The 23,403-nt window shown below is 62.8% G+C and carries 18 protein-coding genes; 11 read left to right on the top strand and 7 right to left on the bottom strand.

Annotated elements, in window-relative coordinates; translation table 11 throughout:
* Positions 1 to 88 precede the first annotated feature (88 nt).
* From M1D68_RS17175 to M1D68_RS17165, 3 genes are read right to left on the bottom strand one after another with little or no spacing between them, the layout of a single operon-like run.
* Positions 89 to 1,489 carry an efflux transporter outer membrane subunit gene (locus M1D68_RS17175; RefSeq protein ID WP_457967864.1) on the bottom strand — a complete coding sequence of 467 codons (1,401 nt, stop codon included), beginning with the start codon at positions 1,487 to 1,489 and terminating at the stop codon, positions 89 to 91.
* A 10-nt stretch (positions 1,490 to 1,499) separates the two neighbouring features.
* A complete protein-coding gene (locus tag M1D68_RS17170; protein WP_434559862.1) occupies positions 1,500 to 3,461 on the bottom strand; it encodes a MacB family efflux pump subunit in 1,962 nt (653 codons plus the stop codon).
* On the bottom strand, positions 3,462 to 4,610 hold the full coding sequence (locus tag M1D68_RS17165; RefSeq protein WP_457967862.1) for an efflux RND transporter periplasmic adaptor subunit: 1,149 nt from the start codon (positions 4,608 to 4,610) through the stop codon (positions 3,462 to 3,464). It abuts the gene before it with no gap.
* 435 nt (positions 4,611 to 5,045) lie between these two features.
* On the opposite strand from M1D68_RS17165, the gene M1D68_RS17160 reads away from it, so the two are divergent.
* The 10 genes from M1D68_RS17160 to M1D68_RS17115 all read left to right on the top strand — a co-directional run bounded on the left by M1D68_RS17160 (position 5,046) and on the right by M1D68_RS17115 (position 16,634).
* Positions 5,046 to 5,528, top strand: coding sequence for a sigma-70 family RNA polymerase sigma factor (locus tag M1D68_RS17160; RefSeq protein ID WP_420767837.1), 483 nt, complete (start codon positions 5,046 to 5,048; stop codon positions 5,526 to 5,528).
* Between the two features lie 145 nt (positions 5,529 to 5,673).
* Positions 5,674 to 7,008 carry a lysine N(6)-hydroxylase/L-ornithine N(5)-oxygenase family protein gene (locus M1D68_RS17155; protein WP_445570693.1) on the top strand — a complete coding sequence of 445 codons (1,335 nt, stop codon included), beginning with the start codon at positions 5,674 to 5,676 and terminating at the stop codon, positions 7,006 to 7,008.
* 187 nt (positions 7,009 to 7,195) lie between these two features.
* On the top strand, positions 7,196 to 10,468 hold the full coding sequence (locus M1D68_RS17150; RefSeq protein ID WP_457967860.1) for a transporter substrate-binding domain-containing protein: 3,273 nt from the start codon (positions 7,196 to 7,198) through the stop codon (positions 10,466 to 10,468).
* 154 nt (positions 10,469 to 10,622) lie between these two features.
* Positions 10,623 to 11,045 (top strand): ANTAR domain-containing protein, encoded by a 423-nt coding sequence (locus M1D68_RS17145; protein ID WP_420767834.1) that lies wholly within the window; start codon positions 10,623 to 10,625, stop codon positions 11,043 to 11,045.
* A 113-nt stretch (positions 11,046 to 11,158) separates the two neighbouring features.
* Complete coding sequence (locus M1D68_RS17140) at positions 11,159 to 11,773, top strand: response regulator (RefSeq protein ID WP_420767833.1); 615 nt, start codon at positions 11,159 to 11,161, stop codon at positions 11,771 to 11,773.
* 144 nt (positions 11,774 to 11,917) lie between these two features.
* Positions 11,918 to 12,784: a pirin family protein gene (locus M1D68_RS17135; protein WP_457967858.1), complete on the top strand. Its 867-nt coding sequence runs from the start codon at positions 11,918 to 11,920 to the stop codon at positions 12,782 to 12,784.
* A gap of 93 nt (positions 12,785 to 12,877) precedes the next feature.
* On the top strand, positions 12,878 to 14,320 hold the full coding sequence (locus tag M1D68_RS17130) for a mechanosensitive ion channel domain-containing protein (RefSeq protein WP_457967856.1): 1,443 nt from the start codon (positions 12,878 to 12,880) through the stop codon (positions 14,318 to 14,320).
* A 123-nt stretch (positions 14,321 to 14,443) separates the two neighbouring features.
* Positions 14,444 to 14,917, top strand: a complete 474-nt coding sequence (locus M1D68_RS17125; RefSeq protein WP_457967854.1) for a carboxymuconolactone decarboxylase family protein — start codon at positions 14,444 to 14,446, stop codon at positions 14,915 to 14,917.
* A 107-nt stretch (positions 14,918 to 15,024) separates the two neighbouring features.
* Positions 15,025 to 15,447, top strand: coding sequence for an HPF/RaiA family ribosome-associated protein (locus M1D68_RS17120; RefSeq protein ID WP_420767829.1), 423 nt, complete (start codon positions 15,025 to 15,027; stop codon positions 15,445 to 15,447).
* A gap of 11 nt (positions 15,448 to 15,458) precedes the next feature.
* Positions 15,459 to 16,634, top strand: coding sequence for a baeRF3 domain-containing protein (locus M1D68_RS17115; protein ID WP_420767828.1), 1,176 nt, complete (start codon positions 15,459 to 15,461; stop codon positions 16,632 to 16,634).
* 203 nt (positions 16,635 to 16,837) lie between these two features.
* Here M1D68_RS17115 and M1D68_RS17110 read toward each other — a convergent pair whose 3' ends face one another.
* The gene (locus M1D68_RS17110) at positions 16,838 to 17,989 is read right to left on the bottom strand and encodes an MFS transporter (RefSeq protein ID WP_434606918.1); all 1,152 of its coding nucleotides are present in this window, start codon (positions 17,987 to 17,989) and stop codon (positions 16,838 to 16,840) included.
* Between the two features lie 129 nt (positions 17,990 to 18,118).
* Positions 18,119 to 18,775 (bottom strand): carboxymuconolactone decarboxylase family protein, encoded by a 657-nt coding sequence (locus tag M1D68_RS17105; RefSeq protein ID WP_420767826.1) that lies wholly within the window; start codon positions 18,773 to 18,775, stop codon positions 18,119 to 18,121.
* Positions 18,776 to 19,030: 255 nt separating this feature from the next.
* Between M1D68_RS17105 and M1D68_RS17100 the strand changes: the two genes are divergently transcribed.
* Positions 19,031 to 20,050 carry a diaminopimelate epimerase gene (locus tag M1D68_RS17100; RefSeq protein ID WP_457967851.1) on the top strand — a complete coding sequence of 340 codons (1,020 nt, stop codon included), beginning with the start codon at positions 19,031 to 19,033 and terminating at the stop codon, positions 20,048 to 20,050.
* A gap of 606 nt (positions 20,051 to 20,656) precedes the next feature.
* Here the strand turns inward: M1D68_RS17100 and codA are convergent.
* Together codA and codB are read right to left on the bottom strand one after the other, a co-directional pair.
* Positions 20,657 to 21,904: a cytosine deaminase gene (gene codA / locus M1D68_RS17095; RefSeq protein WP_434559839.1), complete on the bottom strand. Its 1,248-nt coding sequence runs from the start codon at positions 21,902 to 21,904 to the stop codon at positions 20,657 to 20,659.
* 12 nt (positions 21,905 to 21,916) lie between these two features.
* Entirely contained in the window at positions 21,917 to 23,188 is a 1,272-nt protein-coding gene (gene codB / locus M1D68_RS17090; protein WP_420765665.1) for a cytosine permease, read from the bottom strand.
* Positions 23,189 to 23,403 lie beyond the last annotated feature (215 nt).

Below are 23,403 nucleotides of genomic sequence, written 5' to 3'. Positions count from 1 at the left end.
AGGCTCGAACCGACCGAACCTGGGGCCGTGTGCAATGACTGCTTTTGTGGCGAGGGAGCAAGCTCCCTCGCCACGATGGTACTCCTCTTCAGATCTGCTTCACCCGCCAACCCCCACCCAACGCCTTGTACAACGTCACGCTCGCCTGCACCCGCGCCAGTCGCAACTGCACGTTCATGTCCTGGGCGGCGAAGAGGGTACGTTGGGTTTCCAGTACCGTGAGTAAATCTTCAGCGCCGGCCTGGTAGCGGCGTTGGGCAATGTCGAAGGCAGTCTGGGCCTGGTGCAGTTCTTCGCTTTGCCATTGCCGTTGGCGGTCCAGGCCATGGATGCCGTTCAGGGCTTTTTCGACGTCGGCGAAGCCGTTGATGATGGCGGCGCGGTAGGCCTCCAACAGTTCTTCCTGGCGCGCGGTAGCCCGGGCTCGCTCAGCCTTCAGGCGACCATTGTTGAAGATTGGCGCGGCCAGCCCGGCGCCGAGGTTGTAGACGTTGTTGCGCAGCAACTGGTCGGCGATGTCGGCGCCGGTGGCCAGGCTCAGGCCGAGGGTGGCGGAGGGCAGCATGGCGGCGCGGGCGACAGTGATGTCGGCCTGGGCGGCGGCAAGGCGCGCTTCGGCGGCGGCGATGTCGGGGCGGCGCAGCAGCAGGTCGCTGGGCACGCCGGCATCGATGGCGGGCCAGCGCAATGCGTCGAATGGTTCATCGTCGAGTTGCAGCGATTGCACCGGTTCGCCCAACAATGCCGCGAGGGTGATCAATGCCTCGCGGGCCTGTTGCTGCACTTGCGGCAGGCGGCGTTCCTGGGCCGCCACCAGGCTCTTTTGTTGAGACAGTTCCAGGGCCGTGGCGCTGCCCGCGTCGTAGCGAGTCTGCACCAGGTCCAGCACATTGCGGGCGTTGCCCAGGTTCAACTCGGCGATGCGCTGTTGCTCGCGCAGGGACAACGCCTGGGTGTAGCTGTTGGCGACGCCGCTGAGCAGGGTCAGCTCCACGGTCGCGCGGTCGGATTGGCTGGCCGACAACGTGCTCAGCGCACTGTCCCGGGCCGCCCGTTTACCGCCCCAGAAATCCAGCTCATAAGTGGCGCTGAGGTTGGCGTCGTAGTAATCGATGGTGCGGTTGTCCCGATCCACGTCCAGCTGGCTATAGCCCTGGCCCCGCAGCAATTCCTGGCGATTGCCGTTGAGCCCGGCGGTGATTTCCGGCAGCAACGGCGCGCCGGCGATCACCGCGCTGGCCTGGGCCTGGCGAACCCGAGCCATCGCGGCGGCCAGGTCGTGGCTGTCCCGGCGCGCCTGTTCGATCAAGCGGTTCAATGACGGGCTGCCGAACTGCGTCCACCATTGTTGGTTATCCGCTCGGACACCGGGCGTATCGAGGCTCTGCCAGGCTTCGGGCGGTTGGATGCCGCTGTCCGGTGCCGACACCGGCGTGGCGCAGGCCACCAGCATCAGGCTGGCGGCCAGGAGAGTCAGGTGCGCTTTCATAAGGAGGGGTTCATTCACTGGTGAGGGCCGCGACCGGGTCGAGGCGGGCGGCCTTGCGGGCGGGCATGAAACCGAAGACGACGCCGGTGACCAGGGCGCAGCCGAAGGCGCCGAACACCGCCAGCCATTCGAAGGCCACGGCGATCTTGCCCAGCAGCAGGCCGCCGCCCACCAGCAGGGCCAGGCCGATACCGGCCAGCCCGCCGACCACCGAGAGCATCACCGCTTCGGTGAGAAACTGGCGCAGGATGTCCCGCTGGCGGGCGCCAGTGGCCATGCGGATGCCGATCTCCCGGGTCCGTTCGCGCACGGTCATGAGCATGATGTTCATCACGCCAATGCCACCCACCAGCAGAGAGATCGCCGCAATGGCCCCGAGCATCAAAGACAGCGTGCCTTGGGTGCGAGCTTCGGCCTGGATCATCGCGGCGTTGTTGGTCAGCTCGAAATCCCGCTTGCCGTCGTGCAGGCGCGACAGGGTACGGGAGACCGCCTGCTCGGCCTCCTTGACCTTGCCCGCATCCCGGGCGGCGATCACCACGTACTCGGGATGACGGGTGCCGAACAGCCGAACGCTGGCGGCGGAATAAGGGATGGCGATGCGATTGTCGGCATCCGAATCCCCGGAGCTGGCGCCTTTTTCCGCGAGTACGCCGACCACCTGGAACGGCACGTTCTCGATCAGGATGTAACGGCCGATGGGGTCGGCGACGTCCTTGAGCAGTTTTTGCCGGACCTTGTGGCCGATCACCGCCACTGCCGCGGCGCCTCGTTCATCGGCGTCGCTAAAGTAGGCGCCCTCGGCCACTGGCCAATTGAAGATGATCGGGAAGTGGGTGTCGTTGCCGCCCACGTAGCTGGTGTGGTCGAGGTTGCCGAACCGCACGCTGGCGTTCTTGCCGTTGACCGGCATGATGCGTTGCACTTCGGGCAGGGCAGCGAGGGCGGCAATGTCCTGTTCGCTGATGATGCCCTTGGCGGCGCGCGGGTTGGGGGCCGTGCCGTTGAGGTAGATGATGTTCGAGCCGAAGGCGCCCATCTGGGCCATGACCTGGCGCTTGCTGCCTTCGCCCACGGCCAGCATGACCACCACCGAGGCCACGCCGATGACGATGCCGAGTAGGGTCAGGGCGGTGCGAAAGCGATTGATCCACATTACCCGCCATGCGGCCTGCACCGCGTCCACCAGCTCGCCTTTCCAGGCGCCGTTGTGTTCGCTGCCGGCACTCAGGCGTTGGCGCAGGTCCACGGCGTGCAAGGCGTTCGGATTGGCCTGCGGTGCGGCGGTAGCGCTGTCGCTGATGATCAAACCGTCGCGGATCTCGATGATGCGCTTGGCCCGGGCCGCCACTTCACGGTCGTGGGTGATCAGGATCACCACGTGCCCCTGGCTCGCCAGTTCGTCGAGCAACGCCATCACCTCAATCCCGCTCTGGCTGTCGAGGGCGCCGGTGGGCTCGTCGGCGAGGATGATGTGGCCGCCATTCATCAAGGCCCGGGCAATCGACACTCGTTGCTGCTGCCCGCCGGAGAGTTGATGGGGGCGGTTGCCGGTGCGGCTGGCCAGGCCGAGGCGGTCGAGCAGGGCGCTGGCCCGGGCGTGGCGCTCGGCGGCGGAGGTGCCGGCATAGATTGCCGGCATCTCGACGTTTTCCTGGGCGGTGCCGGAAGCAATCAAATGGTAGCCCTGGAACACGAAGCCAAATGCTTCGCGCCGCAGCCAGGCCAGTTCGTCGCTGCCCAGGCCGGCGACGTCTTCGCCGGCAAAGCGGTACTCGCCACTGGTAGGACGGTCGAGGCAGCCTAGGATGTTCATCAAGGTCGATTTGCCGGAGCCGGACGCCCCGACAATCGCCAGGAACTCACCGGCATGAATGGACAGGTCGATGCCGCGCAGCACTTCCACCCGGGGGCTGTCGCCGCCGCCATAGGCCTTGCGAATGTCCCGCAGTTCGATCAGGGGCGTGTCCACTCAGCCTCCGCTTGCGCTGGATGGGCCGATCAGCACGCGCTCGCCTTCGCTCAAGCCGTCGAGGACCTGGGTGCGCAGGCGATCGCTGACGCCCGTACGGACGGTGCGCGGCTGGACATCACCATTGTCGGCGAGCACGCGTACCTGGTCGGCCTCTTGCAAGGCGGCGATGGGCACGGTCAGCACGTCCTTGGCCTGGGCGGCGACAAAAAACACTTGTGCGGTCATGTCGGCCATCAAGGCGCGGTCGGCGTTGTCCACGTCGAGTAGCACGGTATAAAGCACCACCCGCTCGCTGCCGCTGCGGCCGCCAGTGGGGCTGCCGCCCTGGCTGGCTTCCAATGGGCGCGGCGGCACGGGGAGGATCTGGCGAACGGTGCTGCTCCAGCGGCGACTGCCGCCGGCCAGGGTGGTGAAGTAAGCGGTCATGCCCGGCTTGACGTGGCCGATGTCGGCTTCCGAGACTTCGGCCCAGACCGTCATCGGCGACAACCGGGCGATGCGCAGGATCAACGGCGTCTGCTGCTGGGCGTTGAGGGTCTGACCTTCCCGGGCGCCGACCGCGACCACGGTGCCGCCCATCGGCGCATAAATGCGCGTATAGCCCAGTTCCGCCTCGTCGCTGCGCAGGCTGGCCTGGGCCTGGCGGATCTGGGCCTGAAACATGTCGATGCGCGCCTGGGTCGCGCGCACCTCGGCCTGGGCGGTCTGCACATCTTCTTCGCGGGTGGCGCCGCCGGCCTTGAGCTGTTGCTGGCGACGGAATTTCTGCTGCGCCAGGTCGTGCTGGGCGCGCTGTTCCTGAAGCTGGGCCTTGAGGTTCTCGATGGAAAACCGCCCGGCGTCGAGCCTGGCTTTTTGCGTGGAGGGGTCGATTTCCACCAGTAGCTGGCCTTCAGTCACTTCGTCGCCGGCTTCGACGTGGATCTTCTGGATCTGCCCGGACGCCTGGGCGCCGACGTCCACGTAGCGCCGGGGCTGCAAGGTGCCCAGGGCCGTTACGCTGTTTTCGATGTCGCCACGGGTGACCGGGACGGTGTCGAGCGGCACGCGGTCCGGCACAACCACTTGCCACGCAGCGAAAGCCACGGCCGGAAGCAGGGCGAAGGTGAGAAGCCAGGCGCGTCGGGTAGGGCGGGGACGTTTCATGCAGGGTTCCGGCCGGTGATATCGGGCCCATCGCACGGAAGGCCGGGACGGGTGGCTGTTCTGGTAAACGAGCGTTGTGGGCGGGAATTTAACGAGGGGAACCCATGGTAGCGCTTGAACGGCACCCACCCCGTGGCGAGGGAGCTTGCTCCCGCTGGGCCGCGAAGCGGCCCCAAAACCTGAGTTCTCTCCTGAAATGTGTCGTCTGCCCTGGGCCTGCTGCTCAGGCCAGCGGGAGCAAGCTCCCTCGCCACAAATGCGGGTTCCGATGCCCGATGACCTGAACGATTGAGCCCTGATACAAACCAAAGCTTTAAATCTATATGAGAATTACTATAAATTACGCAATTGAATCTGCCACCATCGTGCCATGTCCGTTTCAGGCATGCCGGGGGGGCACAGGGATAGCTGTCGCAGTCATTGCGCACGGGAGTCATGTTGGAAAACTACTATCGCGAACTGGTGTGTTTCCTGAACGCCAGGCTAGGCAACCGCCAGGCGGCCGAAGACGTGGTGCATGACGCTTATGTGCGGGTGCTGGAGCGCGCCAGCGATACGCCCATCGAGCAACCCCGTGCGTTCCTTTATCGCACCGCGTTGAACCTGGTGATCGACGGGCATCGGCGCAACACCTTGCGCCAGGTCGAGTCCCTCGATGTCCTGGACAGTGAAGAACGCTTCTTCACGCCATCGCCCCACACCAGCCTCGACCATGGCCAGCGCCTGGACATGCTGCAACGCGCCCTGGCCGAGCTGCCACCGATGTGCCGCGAGAGCTTTCTGCTGCGCAAGCTCGAAGGCCTGTCCCACCCGCAAATCGCCGAGCGCCTGGGCATTTCCAGGGCGTTGGTGGAGAAACACATCGTCAACGCCATGAAGCATTGCCGCGTTCGTGTGCGGCAGTGGGACGCGACCTGATTCGTCCCTCGCCGGTCGCACGGCGGTAAATTTTTTTTCATTGTCCTCGTTCCACTCAACAGACGACTCGCCGGCGCTTGAAATGCCGGCCGGTTCCCCAGGCTTTCCGCGCCCTGTTGAGGGACTTTTCCAGAGGACACTGGACATGACACAGGCAATTGCATCGCCCATCGTTCACGACTTGATCGGCATTGGCTTCGGCCCTTCGAACCTGGCGCTGGCCATCGCGCTACAGGAACGAGGGCCGGTCCAGGGTGAACTGGACGTGCTGTTCCTCGACAAACAGGCCGATTATCGTTGGCACGGCAACACCCTGGTGACCCAGAGCGAACTGCAGATTTCCTTCCTCAAGGACCTGGTGACCCTGCGCAATCCCACCAGCCCGTACTCGTTCGTCAACTACCTCAAGCACCACGGCCGCCTGGTGGATTTTATCAACCTCGGCACCTTCTATCCGTGCCGCATGGAGTTCAACGACTACCTGCGCTGGGTGGCCGGGCACTTCACCGAGCAGAGCCGCTATGGCGAAGAAGTGCTGCGCATCGAGCCGGTGCTGCGTGACCAGCAGGTCGAAGCACTGCGGGTAATTTCCCGCGGTGCCCAGGGCGAAGAGCTGGTCCGCGCCACGCGCTCTTTGGTGGTCAGCGCCGGTGGCACGCCGCGCATCCCCGATGCGTTCAAGTCGTTCAAGAACGACGCCCGGGTATTCCATCATTCGCAGTACCTGGCGCGCATGGCGAACCAGGCCTGCGTGAGCGGTCAGCCGATGAAGGTCGCCATCATCGGCGGCGGACAGAGCGCGGCGGAGGCTTTCATCGACCTCAACGACAGCTTCCCGTCGGTGCAGGTCGACATGATTCTGCGGGGCTCGGCCCTCAAGCCGGCGGATGACAGCCCGTTCGTCAACGAAGTGTTCTCGCCGGAGTTCACCGACTTGGTGTTCCAGCAACCCCACAGCGAGCGCGAGCGCCTGGTCAACGAGTACCACAACACCAACTATTCGGTGGTGGACATCGATTTGATCGAACGCATCTACGGGATTTTTTACCGCCAGAAAGTCTCTGGCATCGCCCGTCATGCGTTCCGCACCCTCACCACCATTGAGAAAGCCACGGCCACCGACGCGGGCGTGGAGCTGGCGGTGCGTAACAACGCCACCGGCGAGCTGACGGTGCGCTGCTATGACGCGGTGGTGCTCGCCACCGGCTACGAACGCCAGATGCATCGCACCTTGCTGGAGCCGCTGGCGCAATACCTGGGGGATTTCGAGGTGGATCGCAACTACAAGCTGATCACCGATGAGCGCTGCAAGGCCGCGATCTATATGCAGGGCTTCTGCCAGGCCAGCCATGGCCTGAGCGACACATTGCTTTCGATCCTGCCGGTGCGCGCCGATGAGATCGCCGGCTCGCTCTATGAGCACGCAAGGCATCGTGGCCAGGGGCATTCGGTGCGAGACCTGAAGCTGGCCACGGCTTAAGTCTCACCGAGCTTGCACATTCCTCAGGAAATTCTTGAGAAACTTCCTACACTCATCTTACGTCCCTCTCGGTAGCCCTGGGAGGAACGTAAACGGTTCGCTGTTCCCTCGCATTGGCAGTCCGAACCGATCAGCCGGTCGCTGAAGTAGCGTTCCGGGCCGATTTCGCCAAGCGAAACCTGATCGAATGATGCCGTTGCTGCGCACGGGCCTGGCGGCGATATGGCTGGGTCTATCCTGTATGGCGCCACAGGTGGGCGCTAAACCCGAGTCGCTGCAGGTGCTCGGACGATCCACTGTGAGCGATTATTCGGTGAGCCTGGACGAAGCCGACTGGGCCTGGCTGCGGCGCAAGGGCACGTTGCTGCTGGGCACCTCGGCACCGGATTATCCGCCGTTCAGCATCACCGGCAATGGCAACGATTACGAAGGCTTGACCGCTGACTACGCCCGGTTGATGGGGCAGTTGTTGCACGTCGAGGTGCGGGTGCAGCGGTACGCCTCGCGGGATGCATCGCTCCAGGCCCTGCGCAGCGGGGAAATCGATGTGCTTGGCACCGCCAATGGCTTCGAGGCCAGCGATCCGGGGCTGGCGATGTCCCAGGCCTATGCCGATGACATTCCTACGCTGGTGGCCAGGGTCGATGCCGGCGAGGAACTGCCCGCGGACCTGGCGGGCAAACGGGTGGCGATGCTGTATCACTACTTGCCCCCGGACAAGGTCGAGGCTTTTTATCCCGACGCCACTTTGCAGTTGTTTCCCTCGACCTTGAGCGCCATCGGCGCCGTGGCGTTCGGCCAGGCCGACGTCTACCTGGGGGATTCGATCAGCGCCCACTACCTGATCAGCAAGAACTACCTGAACAATGTCCAGCTGGTGGATCTTTCCCGCATGGAAGTGCAACCGTTCGCCTTCGCGGTCAGTCGTGGCAACAAGCAGCTGTTGCGCATCGTCAATGCCGCGTTACAGGCCATCCCCATCGGCGAACGCATGGGCATCCTGCGGCGTTGGAATGCCGGCGGGGCAAGCGTGCCGGGCCAGCAGGCGTTGCATTTCAGTGTGAATGAACAGCGCTGGCTCGATGCCCATCCGCGAATCAAGGTGGCTGTCAGCGAAAATTTCCTGCCGTTGACGTTTTTCGATGAGCACGGCCAACTCCGCGGCATCGGGGCCGATGTGCTGGCCAGGATCAGCTTGCGCACCGGCCTGAAATTCGACATCCAGCATGGCGATTCGGTGGATGACCTGGTCGGCAGGATCACCAGCGGCAAGGCCGACGTTCTGGCAACCGCGATTCCCAGCGCGGAACTCGAAGATGAGTTGCGCTTTACCCGTCCGTACCTGACGAACCCCTTCGTGCTGGTGGTGCCGGTCAAGGCGAATGACTCGCTGACGATGGATCGGATGGCCGGCAAACGGCTGGCGCTGGTGCGCGGGAACATGCTGCGCGAATACCTGCTGGAGCAGTTTCCCACGGTGCAGTTGGTGCCGGCGCAGAACCTGGCCGAGGCCATGTCCATGGTCGCCACAGGCGCGGCGGACGGCGCGATCAGTTCGCTGATCAGCGCTCGCTACATGATCTCTCGCCAGTACCGCGAGAAGCTGCAAGTCACCAGCACCGTCGGCACGGTGCCCGCCCGCGTCGCGCTGGCGACCAGTCATGACGCAGCGCAGCTCTATTCGATCCTGGACAAGGCGCTGCTGAGTATTTCCCCCGAGGAAATGGATGAGCTGACCAACCGTTGGCGCAGTGAAGTGGTAATCGATGATAGCTACTGGCTGCGCCATCGCACCGCGATTGTCCAGGGTTTCGCCATCGCCGCGCTGCTGTTGCTGCTGGCATTGGGCTGGGTTGTCTACCTGCGGCGCCTGCTCGAGCAATTGCGCGTGGCCAAGGCCAGCGCCGATGATGCCAACCGGGCCAAGACCACGTTCCTGGCGACCATGAGCCACGAAATCCGCACGCCGATGAACGCCGTGATCGGCATGCTGGAAATGGCGCTGAAAAAAGCCGAGCAAGGCGTCATGGACCGGGCCGCCCTTGAAGTCGCGTCGAGCGCCGCCCAAGGCTTGTTGGATTTGATCGGCGACATTCTCGACATCTCCCGTATTGAGTCGGGGCGGCTGTCGCTGACACCTGAGCGCGCCAACCTGCGTACGATGGTCGAGGCCGTGGCGAGGATGTTCGAGGGCCTGGCCCGGCAAAAACAATTGAACCTGCGACTGGATGTGGACGCGGCGAGCAATCAGGACGTATTGATCGACCCGATGCGCTTCAAGCAGGTGCTCTCGAACTTGCTGAGCAATGCCATCAAGTTCACCGAGCAGGGCCACGTGCGCCTGGTGCTGCGAGCCGAACCGGGAAAGGGAGGGCAGCGCCTGGCCATCCGTCTGCGGGTTGAAGACACCGGCCGCGGAATTTCAGTCCACGACCAGCAACGCTTGTTCAGCCCCTTCGCTCAAGTCGGCGACAGCACCCAGGCGGCGCGCAGCGGTTCGGGGTTGGGGCTGGTCATCAGCCGCACCTTATGCGGCATGATGGGCGGCACATTGCTGCTCGATAGCGTGCCGGGACAGGGTACGCAGGTCGAGATCCGCCTGGAGTTGCCATTGCTTGAAACGGTGGGCGAAGCGCCGGTGGTGCAGACCGAGGCGGTGATGCCCGCACGGCCGTTGAACATCCTGGTGGTCGATGATTACCCGGCCAACCGGTTGTTGCTGGTCCAGCAAATCAACTACCTGGGCCACCGGCTGCGGGAGGCCGAAGACGGTGCCGAGGGGTTGCGGGCGTGGCGCGCCGGGCAGTTCGACGCCGTCATCACCGATTGCAACATGCCGCGGATGAGCGGTTATGAATTGGCCCGCGCCATTCGCGACGACGAGCGGGACCGAGGCCTGGCGCCGACCACGATTCTCGGCTTCACGGCCAATGCCCAGCCCGAGGAAAAGGCCCGTTGCCTTGCGGCGGGAATGGACGATTGTCTGTTCAAACCCATCGGCTTGAACCAATTGAACGCGCGTCTGGCATCGGTCGTGCCCAACGGTGCGGTGGAACCGCGTGTTGCTGACGCAGACTTCGACCTGACCAGCCTGGAACAACTGACTGGCGGCGACTGGGTTTCCACCCAGGGCCTGTTGCTGGAACTGATCGACAGCAATGGACAGGACAAGGCGCGGTTGCAGACATTGTTTTCGCGCCATGACGTGTCCGGGCTGTCCGATCTGGCGCATCGGATCAAGGGCGGGGCCAGGTTGATCCAGGCACAGCGCTTGATTGCCGCTTGCGAAATACTGGAAAACGCCTGCCGCGCGGGCGAAACGTCATCGCTCGCTGCTGCGGCGGATGAGTTGCACGAGGCGATGGAGCACCTGACTGGGCGGCTCCAGGCTTACATGACAAGCAAGCCCGTTGCGCAAGGCAACGCCGGCGCCATCGACCCTACGCGCGACCGGCATTGATAGAAAACGCACACTGCCGCAGGTCGACAGGCGATTTTTCTTCCTGTTTTTGAGATTTGTCCTACAGCGTGCCTAAAGACCTTCCTCTAGCCTGACGCGACTTAACGTTCCCGAGCCGGTTCGTACCTGCCGCGTTGCCATTGGAATGCCTGCCATGCCAAATAAAGCTCTACGCATCATGATTGCCGATCCTGAGCATTATCATCGACTGCAACTAGAACGCCTGTTTAATCACCAAGGCTATTTCCGCATCGCTCCGGTGAGCGACGTGCATGAACTCCTGACGTTGGTGGACTGCGGCTGTGAGCCGTTCGACCTGGTCATCGTCAATGCCAGCGTGGCGGATGACGCCTTGGACCTGCCCGGATTCTTCCTCGACAACCCTCTGGTTCGTCATGCTTTGATCTACAACGCCCAGCAGGGCACCCCGGCGACTCGCCAGCCTTTTCTCCAGGTAAGCAACGCCCGACTGCCCGATGCGATTTCCGTGCAGCGCTTGATGAAAAGCGTCGATCCAGCGGCCAACGAGCCGGTTCCGTCCTGGGCTCGCACCGTCGGACAGCGTCACGGAACCTGACGGCACCGTTAGTCCGCACTGTCAGATCTTACAGGTGGCTGGGTCAGCCATTTGTGTCACCGTCGATGCGGTCATGGCGTCGGCGCCGTTTGCATTGTCCCCGGGGAGTTGCCTTGAAAAACGTATTGATTGTGGACGATCACCCCGTCATCCGGGGGGCGCTGCGGCTTGTATGCCAGAACGAGGGATTCAGCCAGGTCACTGATGTCAGCGGCGTGGCCGATGCGCGGGCATGTATCAAGCAGGATATCCCGGACGTGGTGATCCTGGACCTGGTCATGAATGGTTTCGATGGCCTGGACCTGCTTGTCTGGATCACCGGCCAATTTCCCGGTTGCGCTGTGCTGGTGTTCACCTCCCAGGATGCCCAGCATTTCTGCAACCGCTGCATTTCTGCCGGGGCCAGGGGGTTCGTGACCAAGAAAAGTGACCTGAAGGAGCTGATAAAGGCCATCCACGCCTTGAAGTCCGGCTATTCCTATTTTCCGCAGATGTCCGTCAGGCTGGACTTTCAACAACGTTCTGAGCAGAAAGCACTCGAGAGTCTTTCCACCCGGGAGCTGTCCATCCTGCGGATGCTGGCGATGGGCATGCGTGGCAAGGACATCGCCGAGACTTTGTTCCTCAGCCCGAAGACAGTCAGCACCTACAAGACCCGTTTGCTGGAAAAGCTCGGCTTGAGTTCCCTGGTGGGCCTGTCGGAATTTGCCAAGCGCAATCAGCTTTGAGCGTCAGAACCGAGTTCGCCCTTGCAGTGTCGATCGTCGTTCCATAGGTAGAACGCTAAGGCCGGTTTTTGCAGTCTGGTGCGTTATTGGTATGGGTTTTAAGCTGTGTCCATCGAATCTCAACCTTTGATTTGGAGACGCAGCTTGAAAAAGATCATAGGCCTCTATACCAGTCCAAGGCCGCATTGGGTTGGCGACGGCTTCCCGGTCCGTACGCTGTTTTCCTACGACAACCTGGGCAAGCACATCAGCCCGTTCCTGCTGCTGGACCACGCCGGCCCCAGCGAATTCACGCCCACCACCGAGCGGCGTGGCGTCGGCCAGCATCCTCATCGGGGTTTCGAAACCGTGACCATCGTCTACCAGGGCGAACTGGAGCACCGCGACTCTACCGGCAGTGGCGGCAAGATCGGCCCCGGCGACGTGCAGTGGATGACCGCTGCCTCAGGAATCATCCATGAGGAATTTCACTCCGAAGCGTTCGCCCGGCAGGGTGGCTTCATGGAGATGGTCCAGTTATGGGTCAACCTGCCAGCCAAGGACAAGATGGCGCCGGCCGGCTACCAGACCCTTCTCAAGCAGGACATTCCGAACATCACGCTAGAAGACGCGGCCGGCAGCGTGCGGGTAATCGCCGGGCGCTTCGAGGGGCACCAAGGCCCGGCGAAAACCTTTACACCCATCGACGTCTGGGATATCCGCCTGAACGCCGGAAAAGAGCTGACCCTGGACCTGCATGACGGCCACAGCAGCGCGTTGGTCGTGCTGCGAGGTTCGATCCAGGCCAACGGCCGCGAACGGGTCGAAGCCGGGCAACTGGCACTGTTTGATCGGGTAGGCGACCAGTTGAGCGTGCAAGCCAACAACGACGCGGTACTGCTGTTGCTCAGTGGCGAGCCGATCGATGAGCCCATCGTCGGCCATGGTCCGTTCGTGATGAACAGTGAGCAGGAAATCCACCGGGCCTTCGAGGATTTCCATTCCGGGCGCTTCGGCCGGATGGATGGCTAGTCAAGCAGCAACGCGAATCCATTGTGGGGGTGATCTCTACAGCCGCTTGAATCTGTGCCAATCTTCGCCAATCGCCTTCCTGGAGCTGTCCCGATGCTCGCCCCGATCACCGACCATCCGCTGCTGTGTGCCCTGGCATTGCTCGTGCTCGATTTGCTGGCGTGGCGGCTGGTCAGTGCCGAACGGACCTACTGGAAAATCGGCGTGCGACTGGCGATTTTCATGTTGTTCAGCATGCTGCTGTTCAACGAAGGCCTCAACCCCATGCAGACCGCACAGTGGGTCGACGACGTACCTCGGCACCTGGCGGCGACCGGCCTGCAGATTGCGTGGTGGTTGTTCGCCGCGCGAACCCTGACGGTGATGATCGGCGCGGTCATGATGCAACGGGTCGGCCATACGGGACGGCTGTTGCAGGATCTACTGGGGGCGGTGATTTTCCTGGTCGCTGTCATCGCGGCGCTGGCTTATGTGTTGGATCTGCCGGTAAAGGGCGTGCTCGCGACGTCCGGCGCAATGGCGATCATCGTCGGCCTGGCCTTGCAGAGCACCCTCAGCGATGTGTTTTCCGGCATCGTGCTCAACACCACCAAGCCCTATCAAGTCGATGACTGGATTTCCATCGACGGCACCGAGGGCCGGGTCACCGACATCGACTGGCGGGCCACGCGATTGCAGACCTCCCAGGGCAGCATGGCGGTGATTCCCAATTCCTTGGCGGCGAAAGCCAAGATCGTCAACTTCAGCCGTCCCAGCGACATGCATGGCTTGTCCATCAGCCTCCAGATCAGCCCGCATGCGCGCCCACAAAAAGTGATCGAAGCGCTGGAGCGGGCAATGATCGGCTGCCGGGCGCTGCTCGCCAGCCCGGCGCCCAGCGTCACGCTCAAGAGCGCCGGCAGCGCCGGAGCGGAATACGAGATCAGCGGTTTTGTGGCCTCGATGGGGCAAAAACGCGAAGTCCGCAATCAACTGTTCGATCTGGCGTTCCGGCATCTGCATGCATCGGGCGTGAGTCTGCTGTCCACTGGCGAAAGCGCGGCGGCCGTGGCGGTGTCGCGTCCTCGGGCATTGCTGGAAAGCTCCAGCATCTTTTCCACGCTGCGCCCGGACGAGAAAGACACGTTCAGCCAGAACATGACCCTGCAGACGTTCCGCGCCGGCGACGTGATCCTGGCGGCCGGAGAGGTCAGCGACCACCTGTTCATCATCGAGTCCGGCGTGGTCAGCGCGAGCCTCATGCGTAATGGCCAGCCCATCGAGGGCGGGCGCATGGGGCCGGGTGAAGTTATCGGCGAAGCCGGGGTCGTCGCCGAGCAAGCGGCGTTGGCGAGTTTCACCGCGAAGACGTTCTGCACCCTGTATCGCATCGAGAACAGTTACCTCAAACCCTGTCTCGAGGCCCGTCGTGACATCGGCGACGCCAAGAAAAACCTGTTGGACGTACGCATCCACCTGGCTCAGAACCTGACCCGTGACATACCCAAGCCGGTCGCCAAGAAGCGCTTTCTGCAATGGTTGCGCAGCCGGGCCTGACCTATCTCCACCGGCAGGCAACGACGCTTCATTGGTCACTCGAACTTCCCCACAATTGGCTATTTGTCCTGCGCCAGTGCAGGGCTAACGTAGCGCCACACCCAATTGTTCAGGAGTTCCCCCATGCAACCGCGTATCGATTTTTATGCCGCTTCCCCTGATGCCTACAAAGCCATGCTGGCCCTGGAGAACGCGGTCTCCAGATTGGGCCTTGAAAAGTCCCTGATCGAGCTGGTGAAGCTGCGCGCTTCGCAAATCAATGGCTGCGCGTTCTGCATCGATATGCACACCGCCGATGCGCGCAAGGACGGCGAGACCGAGCGGCGCCTGTATGCCGTGACCGCCTGGCGCGAGGCGCCGTTTTTCACCGGCCGTGAACGCGCCGCGCTGGCTTGGACCGAAGCCCTGACGCGCCTGAGCGAGACCCATGCGCCCGACGCCGACTACGAGCTGCTGAACGAGCACTTTACGCCCAAGGAAATGGTCGACCTGACCGTGGCGATCAACGCCATCAACGGTTGGAACCGCTTGGCGGTGGGCTTCCGAAAATGCCGGAGGTCTGAAAGGCGAGGTAATACCGGCTCCCACAAAGGGTAATCAACAGCCTCTCAGGCTCCAGTCATCCCGCGCCGGGAACTTCGCCCGTTTGATCTTCTTCTACCTACAACAGGCGGCGTCAGCCGTCTTTTGCAAAGGAGTCGATCATGCAAGTTCAAGTCAACAGCAACCATATTGAAGGCAGTGCCCGTTTGCAGGAATGGGTTGGCAGTACGGTGGTGGACGCGTTGCAGCGTTTCGAAGATCAGTTGGCCCGCGTCGAGATTCACGTCAGTGATGAAAATGCCCAGAAGGGCGGTGCCGCCGACAAGCGTTGCCAGATCGAGGCACGCGTACAGGGCCATTCATCGTTGTCGGTCAGTCACAAAGCCGAGAGCCTGGAGCTGGCCGTGGAGGGCGCTGCCGAGAAAATGCTGCACGCGCTCGATCATCAGATCGGCAAGCTCAACCCCGCCGTCGAATCGATGGGCCGCGTGACCGCACCCGTCGATGAGGCGCCGCCGGAGATGGTGGACGCCATGCTGGAGGAGGACTTCCTCGAAAACCAAGAGGCTCGTGGTAAAGAATAAAGGAGACGATCATGACCGCTCATCAACCCTTCAGCCGGCAGGTGCTGGCCGAGCTCCTGGCGTTCGACGAACAGCCGAGCCTTTCGTTGTACATGCCCACCCATCGCACATTCCCCGAGCGTAGCCAGGACCCGATCCGCTACAAGAACCTGGTGCGTGACCTGCAAACCCAACTTGAACAACAGCACCCTGGCATGGACTGCGCGCCGTTGCTGGCTCCGTTCCTGGCCTTGGTGGAGGACCAGGGTTTCTGGAATTCCAACCGCGACGGCATCGCGGTGTTCGGTGCCCGTGACTATTTCAAAGTCGTTTCGGTGAGCCAGCGCTTGCCGGAATGCGCGTTCGCCAACAGCCATCCTTATCTCAAGCCGTTGTTGCGCCTGGTGCAGTCCACCGAGCGTTACCAGGCGTTGTGCCTGACCCGCAACGAGATCTGGTTGTATGAAGGTTCCAGCGAGCAGTTGGAGAAAATCGAGCTGGCCGAACCGGTCCCGCGCAACCAGAACGAGGCGTTGGGCGATGAGCTGACGTCGGGTGACCAGCAGGGCTTCCCCAATGGTTTCAGCCGCAGCGGCGAGCGTGGCGATGCGATGATGCATGAGTCCGCCGGTGGCGGTAAGCAGGACGAGATCAACCTGGATCGCGAACGGTTTTTCCGCGCGGTGGACAAAGCCATCCTGCAACATCACTCGCAGCCTTCGGGCCTGCCGATGATCCTGGTGGCCTTGCCGGAAAACCAGGCAGTGTTCCGTGCCGTCAGTCATAACCAGCACCTGCTGACGCAGGGTATCGAGGGCGATCCTTCGCGGTTGAGCGTCGAAGAGTTGCGGGTCCAATGCGCCAAGCTCATGGCCCACAGTCACGCCGACCAAGTGGTCGATAGCCTGAATCGCTATGGCGTCGCGGTCGGCCAGGGACGCGCCCTGGACAAGCTGGCCGACATCGCCAAGGCCGCTTGGGAGGGCCGTGTCGCGATGTTGCTGGTGGAGGCGGAGCGCCAGGTTCCCGGCCAGCTGGACCCGGACAAAGGCCGGTTGATCATCGACGAGACGGGCGATGAACAGGCTCCGGATGTGCTGGACGAACTGATCCTCGCGGTGACGCGTCAAGGCGGTGAAGTGGTCGTGGTGCCGCCCGAGCATGTCATGCCGACCGACACCGGGGCAGCCGCGGTGTGCCGGTTCTGACCGATACGTGACGTAAGCCGCGCCCTGTGAGAGCTTGGTCGCGATGGCAGATTGTCAGTCATCCCTCGATGTCGACTGACCCGACGCCATCGCGAGCAGGCTCGTTCGAATGCGAAGCCTCTGGCACAGCGCATTCACCGGTTTACGACTGCTTCGCAGCCGAGCGGGAGCAAGCTCCCTCGCCACGGGGACGTCTCAAGGCTTCAGACTTTCAACACCTTACCGCTAAACGCCACCGCCACCAGCGATAGCGCAATCAAGCCGAACGCGATGCCCAGGCTGCTGCCATGGGCGACGAAGCCGATCAATGCCGGCCCTGCGAGAATGCCGGCATAACCGATGGTGGTAATGGCCGGCACGGCGATGGCTTCGGGCATCAGCGTCTGTTTACCAACGGCGGTGTACAGCACCGGCACGATGTTGGAACACCCGGCACCGACCAATGCATAACCCAGCAGCGCGGCTTGCCACATGGGCGCGACGGTCGCCATCAGAAATCCCGCGGCGGCCATCGTTGCGCCGTAAATGATCACCCGCTTGGCCCCCAGTCGATGCACCACCGAATCGCCCGTCAGCCGGCCAATGGTCATGGTCAAGGCAAACGCGGCGTAACCCAGCCCGGCATAGGCGGTATCCACTGCGCGTTCAGCGGTCAGGAACACGGCGCTCCAATCCAGCACCGCGCCTTCGGCCAGGAACACGATAAAGCACAGGATGCCGATAAACAGCACCACGCCGTGGGGAATGGCAAACGCCGGCCCAGCACTTTCACTGCCATAGGGCAGCAGGTGCGGCGCTGCCTTGAACAGCGCCACCAACAGCACGCCATTGACGACAAGCGTCGCCGCCAGCGGCGAAAGTCCCAGGCCGAGCAGGGCGCTCACACCGGCGGCGCCAATGATCCCGCCGAGGCTGAACATGCCGTGGAAACCCGACATCATGGTCTTGCCGCTGGCGCGCTCGACGATGACCGCTTGCAGGTTCACCGTCGAGTCCACGGTGCCGAGCCCGGCGCCAAACAGGAACAACGCCGCCACCAGCCACGGCAAGGAACTCATGGTCGCCAGCAATGGCAGCGCCAGGCAGACCAGAAGCGTGCCGCCACTGAGTACTCGACGGCAACCGAACCGTGTCGCCAGCGCGCCGGAAATCGGCATCGCCAGGATCGATCCGACTCCAAGGCATAGCAGCAGCAACCCGAGGGTGCCTTCGTCGAGGTTCGCCCGCACCTTGGCATAAGGCACCAGCGGTGCCCACGCGGCGATGCCGATTCCGGCGATGAGGTAGGCGACACGGGTGGACATCTGCTCCAGGCGCCCTGGAACAAAGGTAGGTGGAGGGGTGATAGCGGTCATGAATCGTCCTTGGCGTTCGTGCGGTGCGGTCAAGCGGGCAGGGAGGCGCCTATGCTTGCATATCCACTGACCGCACCGCGACCCCAACGTGCCAAGGCACTGGACGTGTCCTGTCGGAACCCGCGCGAGTCATCGCGCGTGATACAACCTGAGGCTGATCACATGGTCAGCCTCCACCTCGAAATACACCAGGGCGGTGGGGAAGTCGGATTCTGCATCGAAGCATTCGACGACCACATTCCGGGCCGACGTTCCATGAACCGACAAGCGTAGGGCTTTGCGCAGCAACCGCTTGATCTGAGGTTGGACCGGGATGGGCGGACGGCCCTTGCGCACCCGCTCGCAAAAGTCCAGCGTCACTTCCCGGGGCGTGGGCGGCGGTGGCGAGGCGAGGCCCGCTTCTGCAAACAACCGATTGAGCTGATCGGCCGCGGAGACGGCTCGCGGAAAACCCGCGAACGCCGAGGCCTGTACCACCAGCTCAATCATCTCTCCCGGCGCCAACCCTGATGCGAGCCCGGTTTTCAAATGCACGCTAAGGGGAGGACCGACCATTCCGGCCGCCACGATGGCGGCCAGCGTTGCGCCTTCTCGCAGGCGCGGGTCGAGGCCGGGACGACTCTGCAAATGACCGTACACCACACCGACGGCGAGTTCGCCAAGCGCCGGAGCAGTGTGGAACAACGCGTCGAGTCGCGCGCCGCCGTCGGGTACCAGTTCGATGAAGTGTTTTCGGCCTTCGCTGTAGAGCTCTGCCATGGGCGTTGAGGTGCGCTTGTCTTTCATGATGAGTCCTTGTCCGGGCGTGACTTGCCTACGTTACGAGCTAGCCAGCCAAGTCGCACCTGTCGGACCTTACAGGTGACGCCCCGGTGTTTTGCGTGTACCGAACCGGCATTGCAGCATTTCCATCGGCAGATCCGATTGGCGCTGGAGGATGTGCAGAACCGATGACAGGGTTATTGATGCTATATCCGTGTGTGCTCGGTCGGTGGATTGGCCTAGAGTAGCGACTTCCCCAGGCTTATTCCGGACCGACGCATGGCACAGTTCTACGACGCACGCGGCAATGTTTATGGAGTCGTTTCCCCGCAGCAAATCCGTGCCGAGGGGATCGATCTTCCGCCGTCTGCCGTCCAGGCAGCGCGAACGCGCCAAGCCTGGAGTTGTGCCGCGGTGCAGGCTTTTTGCGCATGGGCGCCAGGCGAAGCGCCGCCGGACGCCAAGGCCCATCGCAGTGATGGCCTGCTGATTGGCCCGTTCCAGGACGAGCCGCCATTCGATGTGTTGATCGTTAATACCGATGGAACGCTGGCCGAGCGCAGCGGCAATGGCTTGACGATTTTTTCCCTGGCCCTGCAAGAGCGAGGTCTGCTGCCGGAGGACATGGACTTTTTGCTAAGGGTCCATCACGACAAACCCGAAGGTGTCTCACCGTTGCAAACGACGGTTCGCGCCGCCGAGTTCGAAGGCGTGCAAGGGTTCTGGCTGGATCTGGGCAAACCGCTGTTCGGACCCCGTGCCGTCGCTGCCCAAGGGGTGGAAAAAGTGACGTCCGGCCGGTGCGAAACAAGCCGGGTGCCTGCGCTTCATGCGTTGGATCCGGCGTGGGGCAATAGCCAGTTCGTGCGTATCGGCAACCCCCACTGCGTGACGTTGGTCGATGACGTGGAGGCATTGCCGAGTCTTTCACAGATGCGCGCGCCGATGCTGTCGCAGAGCCTGACCGCCATTGCCTATGCCACCCCCGGCGGGGCGGGCGATCCTTGTCCGGCGGGGATCAATCTGCAATGGGCGTGGCGCGCGGGCGAAGGGCAAGTCGCGGCGCGGGTGTTCGAGCGGGGCGAAGGCCCTACCGCGTCATCAGGCACCAGCGCCAGCGCCGTGGCCAGTGCCGCCTGGCGGTTGGGGTGGGTGAGGGCGGGGGTGGTGAGGGTGGTGATGCCCGGCGGTACGGCGCCGATCCTGCTGGAGGAAGAGGCAGGCGAGCTGGTGCGGGTCAGGTTGTTTGGCGCGGCGCGGTCGATGACGTCTTCGCGAGCAAGCTCGCTCCCACAGTAGATCTCCAGCGGGCGCGGATTTCAGGTATCACACCAATCCCCTGTGGGAGCGAGCCTGCTCGCGATGGCGTCAGCTCAGTCACATAGATATCAACTGACAGACCCCTATCGCGAGCAGGCTCGCGATGGCGTCAGCTCAGTCACATAGACATCAACTGACAGGCCCCAATCGCGAGCAGGCTCGCTCCCACAGTAGATCTCCAGCGGGCGCAGATTTCAGGTATCACACCAATCCCCTGTGGGAGCGAGCTTGCTCGCGATGGCGTCAGCTCAGCCGCATAGATATCAACTGACAGCCCCCTATCGCGAGCAGGCTCGCTCCCACAGTAGATCTCCAGCGGGCGCAGATTTCAGGTATCACACCAATCCCCTGTGGGAGCGAGCCTGCTCGCGATGGCGTCAACTCAGCCGCATAGATATCAACCGACAGCCCCCTATCGCGAGCAAGCTCGCTCCCACAGTAGATCTCCAGCGGGCGCAGATTTCAGGTATCACACCAAGCCACTGTGGGAGCGAGCCTGCTCGCGATGGCGTCAGCTCAGCCGCATAGATATCAACCGACAGCCCCCTATCGCGAGCAGGCTCGCTTCCACAGGTATAGGGGATTTCAGGTCAACTGCGGCCCGAACTCTACCACCGGCATCTGCCGCTTCATCAGCACTTCGCCTTTGCGAATCGAGTAAAGCGGCAGGCCCTGGCTGCGGATCACTTCGTAGTCGCTGTCGGCAGAAAGGACCAGCAGGTTCGCCGGACGCCCAGGCTCCAGCCCGTAGCGCTCGCCCAGGGCCATGGCCTTGGCACTGTTGTCGGTGACCAGGTCCAGGGCGCTTTGCAGGTTGCGATAGCCGAGCATATGGCAGATGTGTAGCCCGGCTTCGAGCACGCGCAAGATGTTGCCATTGCCCAGCGGGTACCATGGATCGACGATCGAATCCTGGCCGAAACACACATTCATTCCGGCTTCGAGCAGTTCATTGACCCGGGTGACGCCGCGACGCTTGGGGAAGTTGTCGAAGCGTCCTTGCAAATGGATGCTTTCAGTCGGGCACGATACGAAGCTGATTCCAGAGTGGCCGAGCAGGCGGAACAGCTTGGCGCAGTAAGCGTTGTCGTAGGAGCCCATCGCCGTGGTATGGCTGGCGGTCACCCGCGCGCCCATGTCGCGACTGCGCGCTTCTTCGGCGAGCACTTCGAGGAAGCGCGAGTGCGGGTCGTCGGTTTCATCACAATGCACGTCCACCAGGCAGCCGGTGCGCTCGGCCAGGTCCATCAGGAACTTCACCGAACTGACACCCTGGTCGCGGGTGTATTCGAAATGCGGAATGCCCCCCACCACGTCGGCGCCCATGCGGATCGCTTCTTCCATCAGCTCGCGGCCGTTGCGGTAGGACTCGATGCCCTCCTGGGGGAACGCGACGATTTGCATGTCGACCAGATGGCGGCTTTCCTCGCGCACTTCGAGCATTGCCTTGAGCGCCGTGAGCGCCGGATCGGTCACGTCGACGTGGGTGCGCACGTGTTGGATGCCATGGGCGGCCAGGGCCTGGAGAGTCTTCTTGGCGCGGGTCTTGGTGTCTTCTTGGGTGATGGTGGCCTTGCGTTCGCCCCAGCATTCGATGCCCTCGAACAGCGTGCCGCTCATGTTCCAGCGCGGTTCACCGGCGGTCAGTGTGGCGTCCAGGTGTATGTGCGGCTCGACGAAAGGCGGCACCACCAGGTTGCCTCCGGCATCAATGTCTTCGGGGCCCAGGCTGGGGGCTTCGGTCTGGCGGGCGATGCTGGCGATCAGGCCGTTTTCCAGGTGCAATTCATGCAAGCCTTCGCGGTTGCGCAGGCGGGCGTTGATGATGTGCATCAGGCGAATCCTTTAGAGGTCTTGTAGGGGCGCGTCAGCGGTGCGAGTGCCTGTTACGCCGATCAATAGCACATACGTTAGCGCGCCGGTGGCGATTCCTACCAGCGGTGCGATCCATGGCGAGTTGAACGCCGCAACGGTGCCGACGGCATAGGCACCCAGCCCAGGCCAATTGAACGCAGGCAGTTGCGCCTGCGCCAAGCGAGGATAGCGCCCACGCCAGCGGAAGAAGAAGTCGGCCATGATGACCCCGCCAATCGGTGGAATCACGGTGCCGAGCAGGATCAGGTAAGGCACCAGCAAATCGTACATGCCCAGCAACGCCAACAGGGTGCCGATCGCGGCGCCGACCAGCGTGACCGCCCTGCGTCGGCGAGTGCGCAGCAGGTTGCAACCGGCCACGGCGAAGTTGTAGATGGTGTTGTCCTGGGTGCTCCAGATATTGAGCAGCAGCATCGCCATCGCCGCCATGGCGAAGCCCTGCAACAACAGAACTTCGACGACGTCGGGCTGCTGGTAGACGATGGCACCGTATGCGCCGATCAACACCATCAGGCCATTGCCCAGGAAAAAGCCGATCAGGCTCGCCAGCACCGCGACCTTCGCCGAGCGGGAAAAACGTGTCCAGTTGGTCGCCTGCGTGGCGCCGCTGACGAACGTGCCGAAAACCAGGGTGATTGCCGTAGACCAATCCAGATTACCCGTTGGCACAACCGCCAGCAGGCCATCGAGGCCGCCGACCTTCTGCGTCGCGACCCACATCGAGAGCATCAGCAACAACAGCATGGCCGGCACGGCGATGTACGACAGGATCTCCAGCCCGCGATAGCCGATATAAGCCGTGGCGCAGAATCCCAGGCCGAACAGCACCATCAGCCCCAGCACCGTGCCCTGGCCCAACTCGAAATACTTGCCCAGCACCACCGCAGCGGTGGCCGTGCCCCAGGCGTACCAACCGATCTGGGTAAAGCCCAGGATCAGATCGCTGAGCTTGCTGCCTACTTCGCCAAAACAGAGGCGGCCCATCAACACTGAATTGAGCCCGCTCTTGAACGCGATGTAACCCAGGCCTGCGGCATAAAGGCCCAGCAACAGATTGCCGATGACGATGACGCCGAGCATGTCCGCGAAACCGAACGCCACGCCCAGCTTGCCACCGGCAAACATGGTGGCGGTGAAAAACGTAAAGCCCAGCAGCACCATGGCCGTGGAAGCCAGGCCCTTGCGTGCGCTCATCGGGACTTCACTCAAGGGGTAGTCATTACCGGGATCGTTCTGGGTCATGTGGCGGGTCCTTGCGGAGAGAGAAAAAGCGCAAGCGTGCAGCGGCCGTGCCAAGCGAGCGATCGCCGGTTATTTATAGACAATCCCGTTGGGTTGGGTGGGTTTCGAGGAACAAAAGTGGTGCAGGGATGGTTCACGTTGGAACACGGAGGGGCCGTGTGGGAGCGAGCTTGCTCGCGATAGCGTCAGGTCAGCCACATTCCCATCAACTGACG

The organism is Pseudomonas sp. R4-84, assembly GCF_054130985.1.
The sequence above is the reverse complement of the archived record's forward strand: the minus strand, read 5'-3'. Positions and strand labels throughout refer to the sequence as shown.

What these genes read in the sequence shown, in the direction of transcription:
- M1D68_RS17175 (WP_457967864.1), bottom strand. Translation starts at nt 1,489, where the DNA reads ATGAAAGCGCACCTGACTCTCCTGGCCGCCAGCCTGATGCTGGTGGCC.
- M1D68_RS17165 (WP_457967862.1), bottom strand. Translation starts at nt 4,610, where the DNA reads ATGAAACGTCCCCGCCCTACCCGACGCGCCTGGCTTCTCACCTTCGCC.
- M1D68_RS17160 (WP_420767837.1), top strand. Translation starts at nt 5,046, where the DNA reads ATGTTGGAAAACTACTATCGCGAACTGGTGTGTTTCCTGAACGCCAGG.
- M1D68_RS17155 (WP_445570693.1), top strand. Translation starts at nt 5,674, where the DNA reads ATGACACAGGCAATTGCATCGCCCATCGTTCACGACTTGATCGGCATT.
- M1D68_RS17150 (WP_457967860.1), top strand. Translation starts at nt 7,196, where the DNA reads ATGATGCCGTTGCTGCGCACGGGCCTGGCGGCGATATGGCTGGGTCTA.
- M1D68_RS17145 (WP_420767834.1), top strand. Translation starts at nt 10,623, where the DNA reads ATGCCAAATAAAGCTCTACGCATCATGATTGCCGATCCTGAGCATTAT.
- M1D68_RS17130 (WP_457967856.1), top strand. Translation starts at nt 12,878, where the DNA reads ATGCTCGCCCCGATCACCGACCATCCGCTGCTGTGTGCCCTGGCATTG.
- M1D68_RS17125 (WP_457967854.1), top strand. Translation starts at nt 14,444, where the DNA reads ATGCAACCGCGTATCGATTTTTATGCCGCTTCCCCTGATGCCTACAAA.
- M1D68_RS17120 (WP_420767829.1), top strand. Translation starts at nt 15,025, where the DNA reads ATGCAAGTTCAAGTCAACAGCAACCATATTGAAGGCAGTGCCCGTTTG.
- M1D68_RS17115 (WP_420767828.1), top strand. Translation starts at nt 15,459, where the DNA reads ATGACCGCTCATCAACCCTTCAGCCGGCAGGTGCTGGCCGAGCTCCTG.
- M1D68_RS17110 (WP_434606918.1), bottom strand. Translation starts at nt 17,989, where the DNA reads ATGACCGCTATCACCCCTCCACCTACCTTTGTTCCAGGGCGCCTGGAG.
- M1D68_RS17105 (WP_420767826.1), bottom strand. Translation starts at nt 18,775, where the DNA reads ATGAAAGACAAGCGCACCTCAACGCCCATGGCAGAGCTCTACAGCGAA.
- M1D68_RS17100 (WP_457967851.1), top strand. Translation starts at nt 19,031, where the DNA reads ATGGCACAGTTCTACGACGCACGCGGCAATGTTTATGGAGTCGTTTCC.
- codA (WP_434559839.1), bottom strand. Translation starts at nt 21,904, where the DNA reads ATGCACATCATCAACGCCCGCCTGCGCAACCGCGAAGGCTTGCATGAA.
- codB (WP_420765665.1), bottom strand. Translation starts at nt 23,188, where the DNA reads ATGACCCAGAACGATCCCGGTAATGACTACCCCTTGAGTGAAGTCCCG.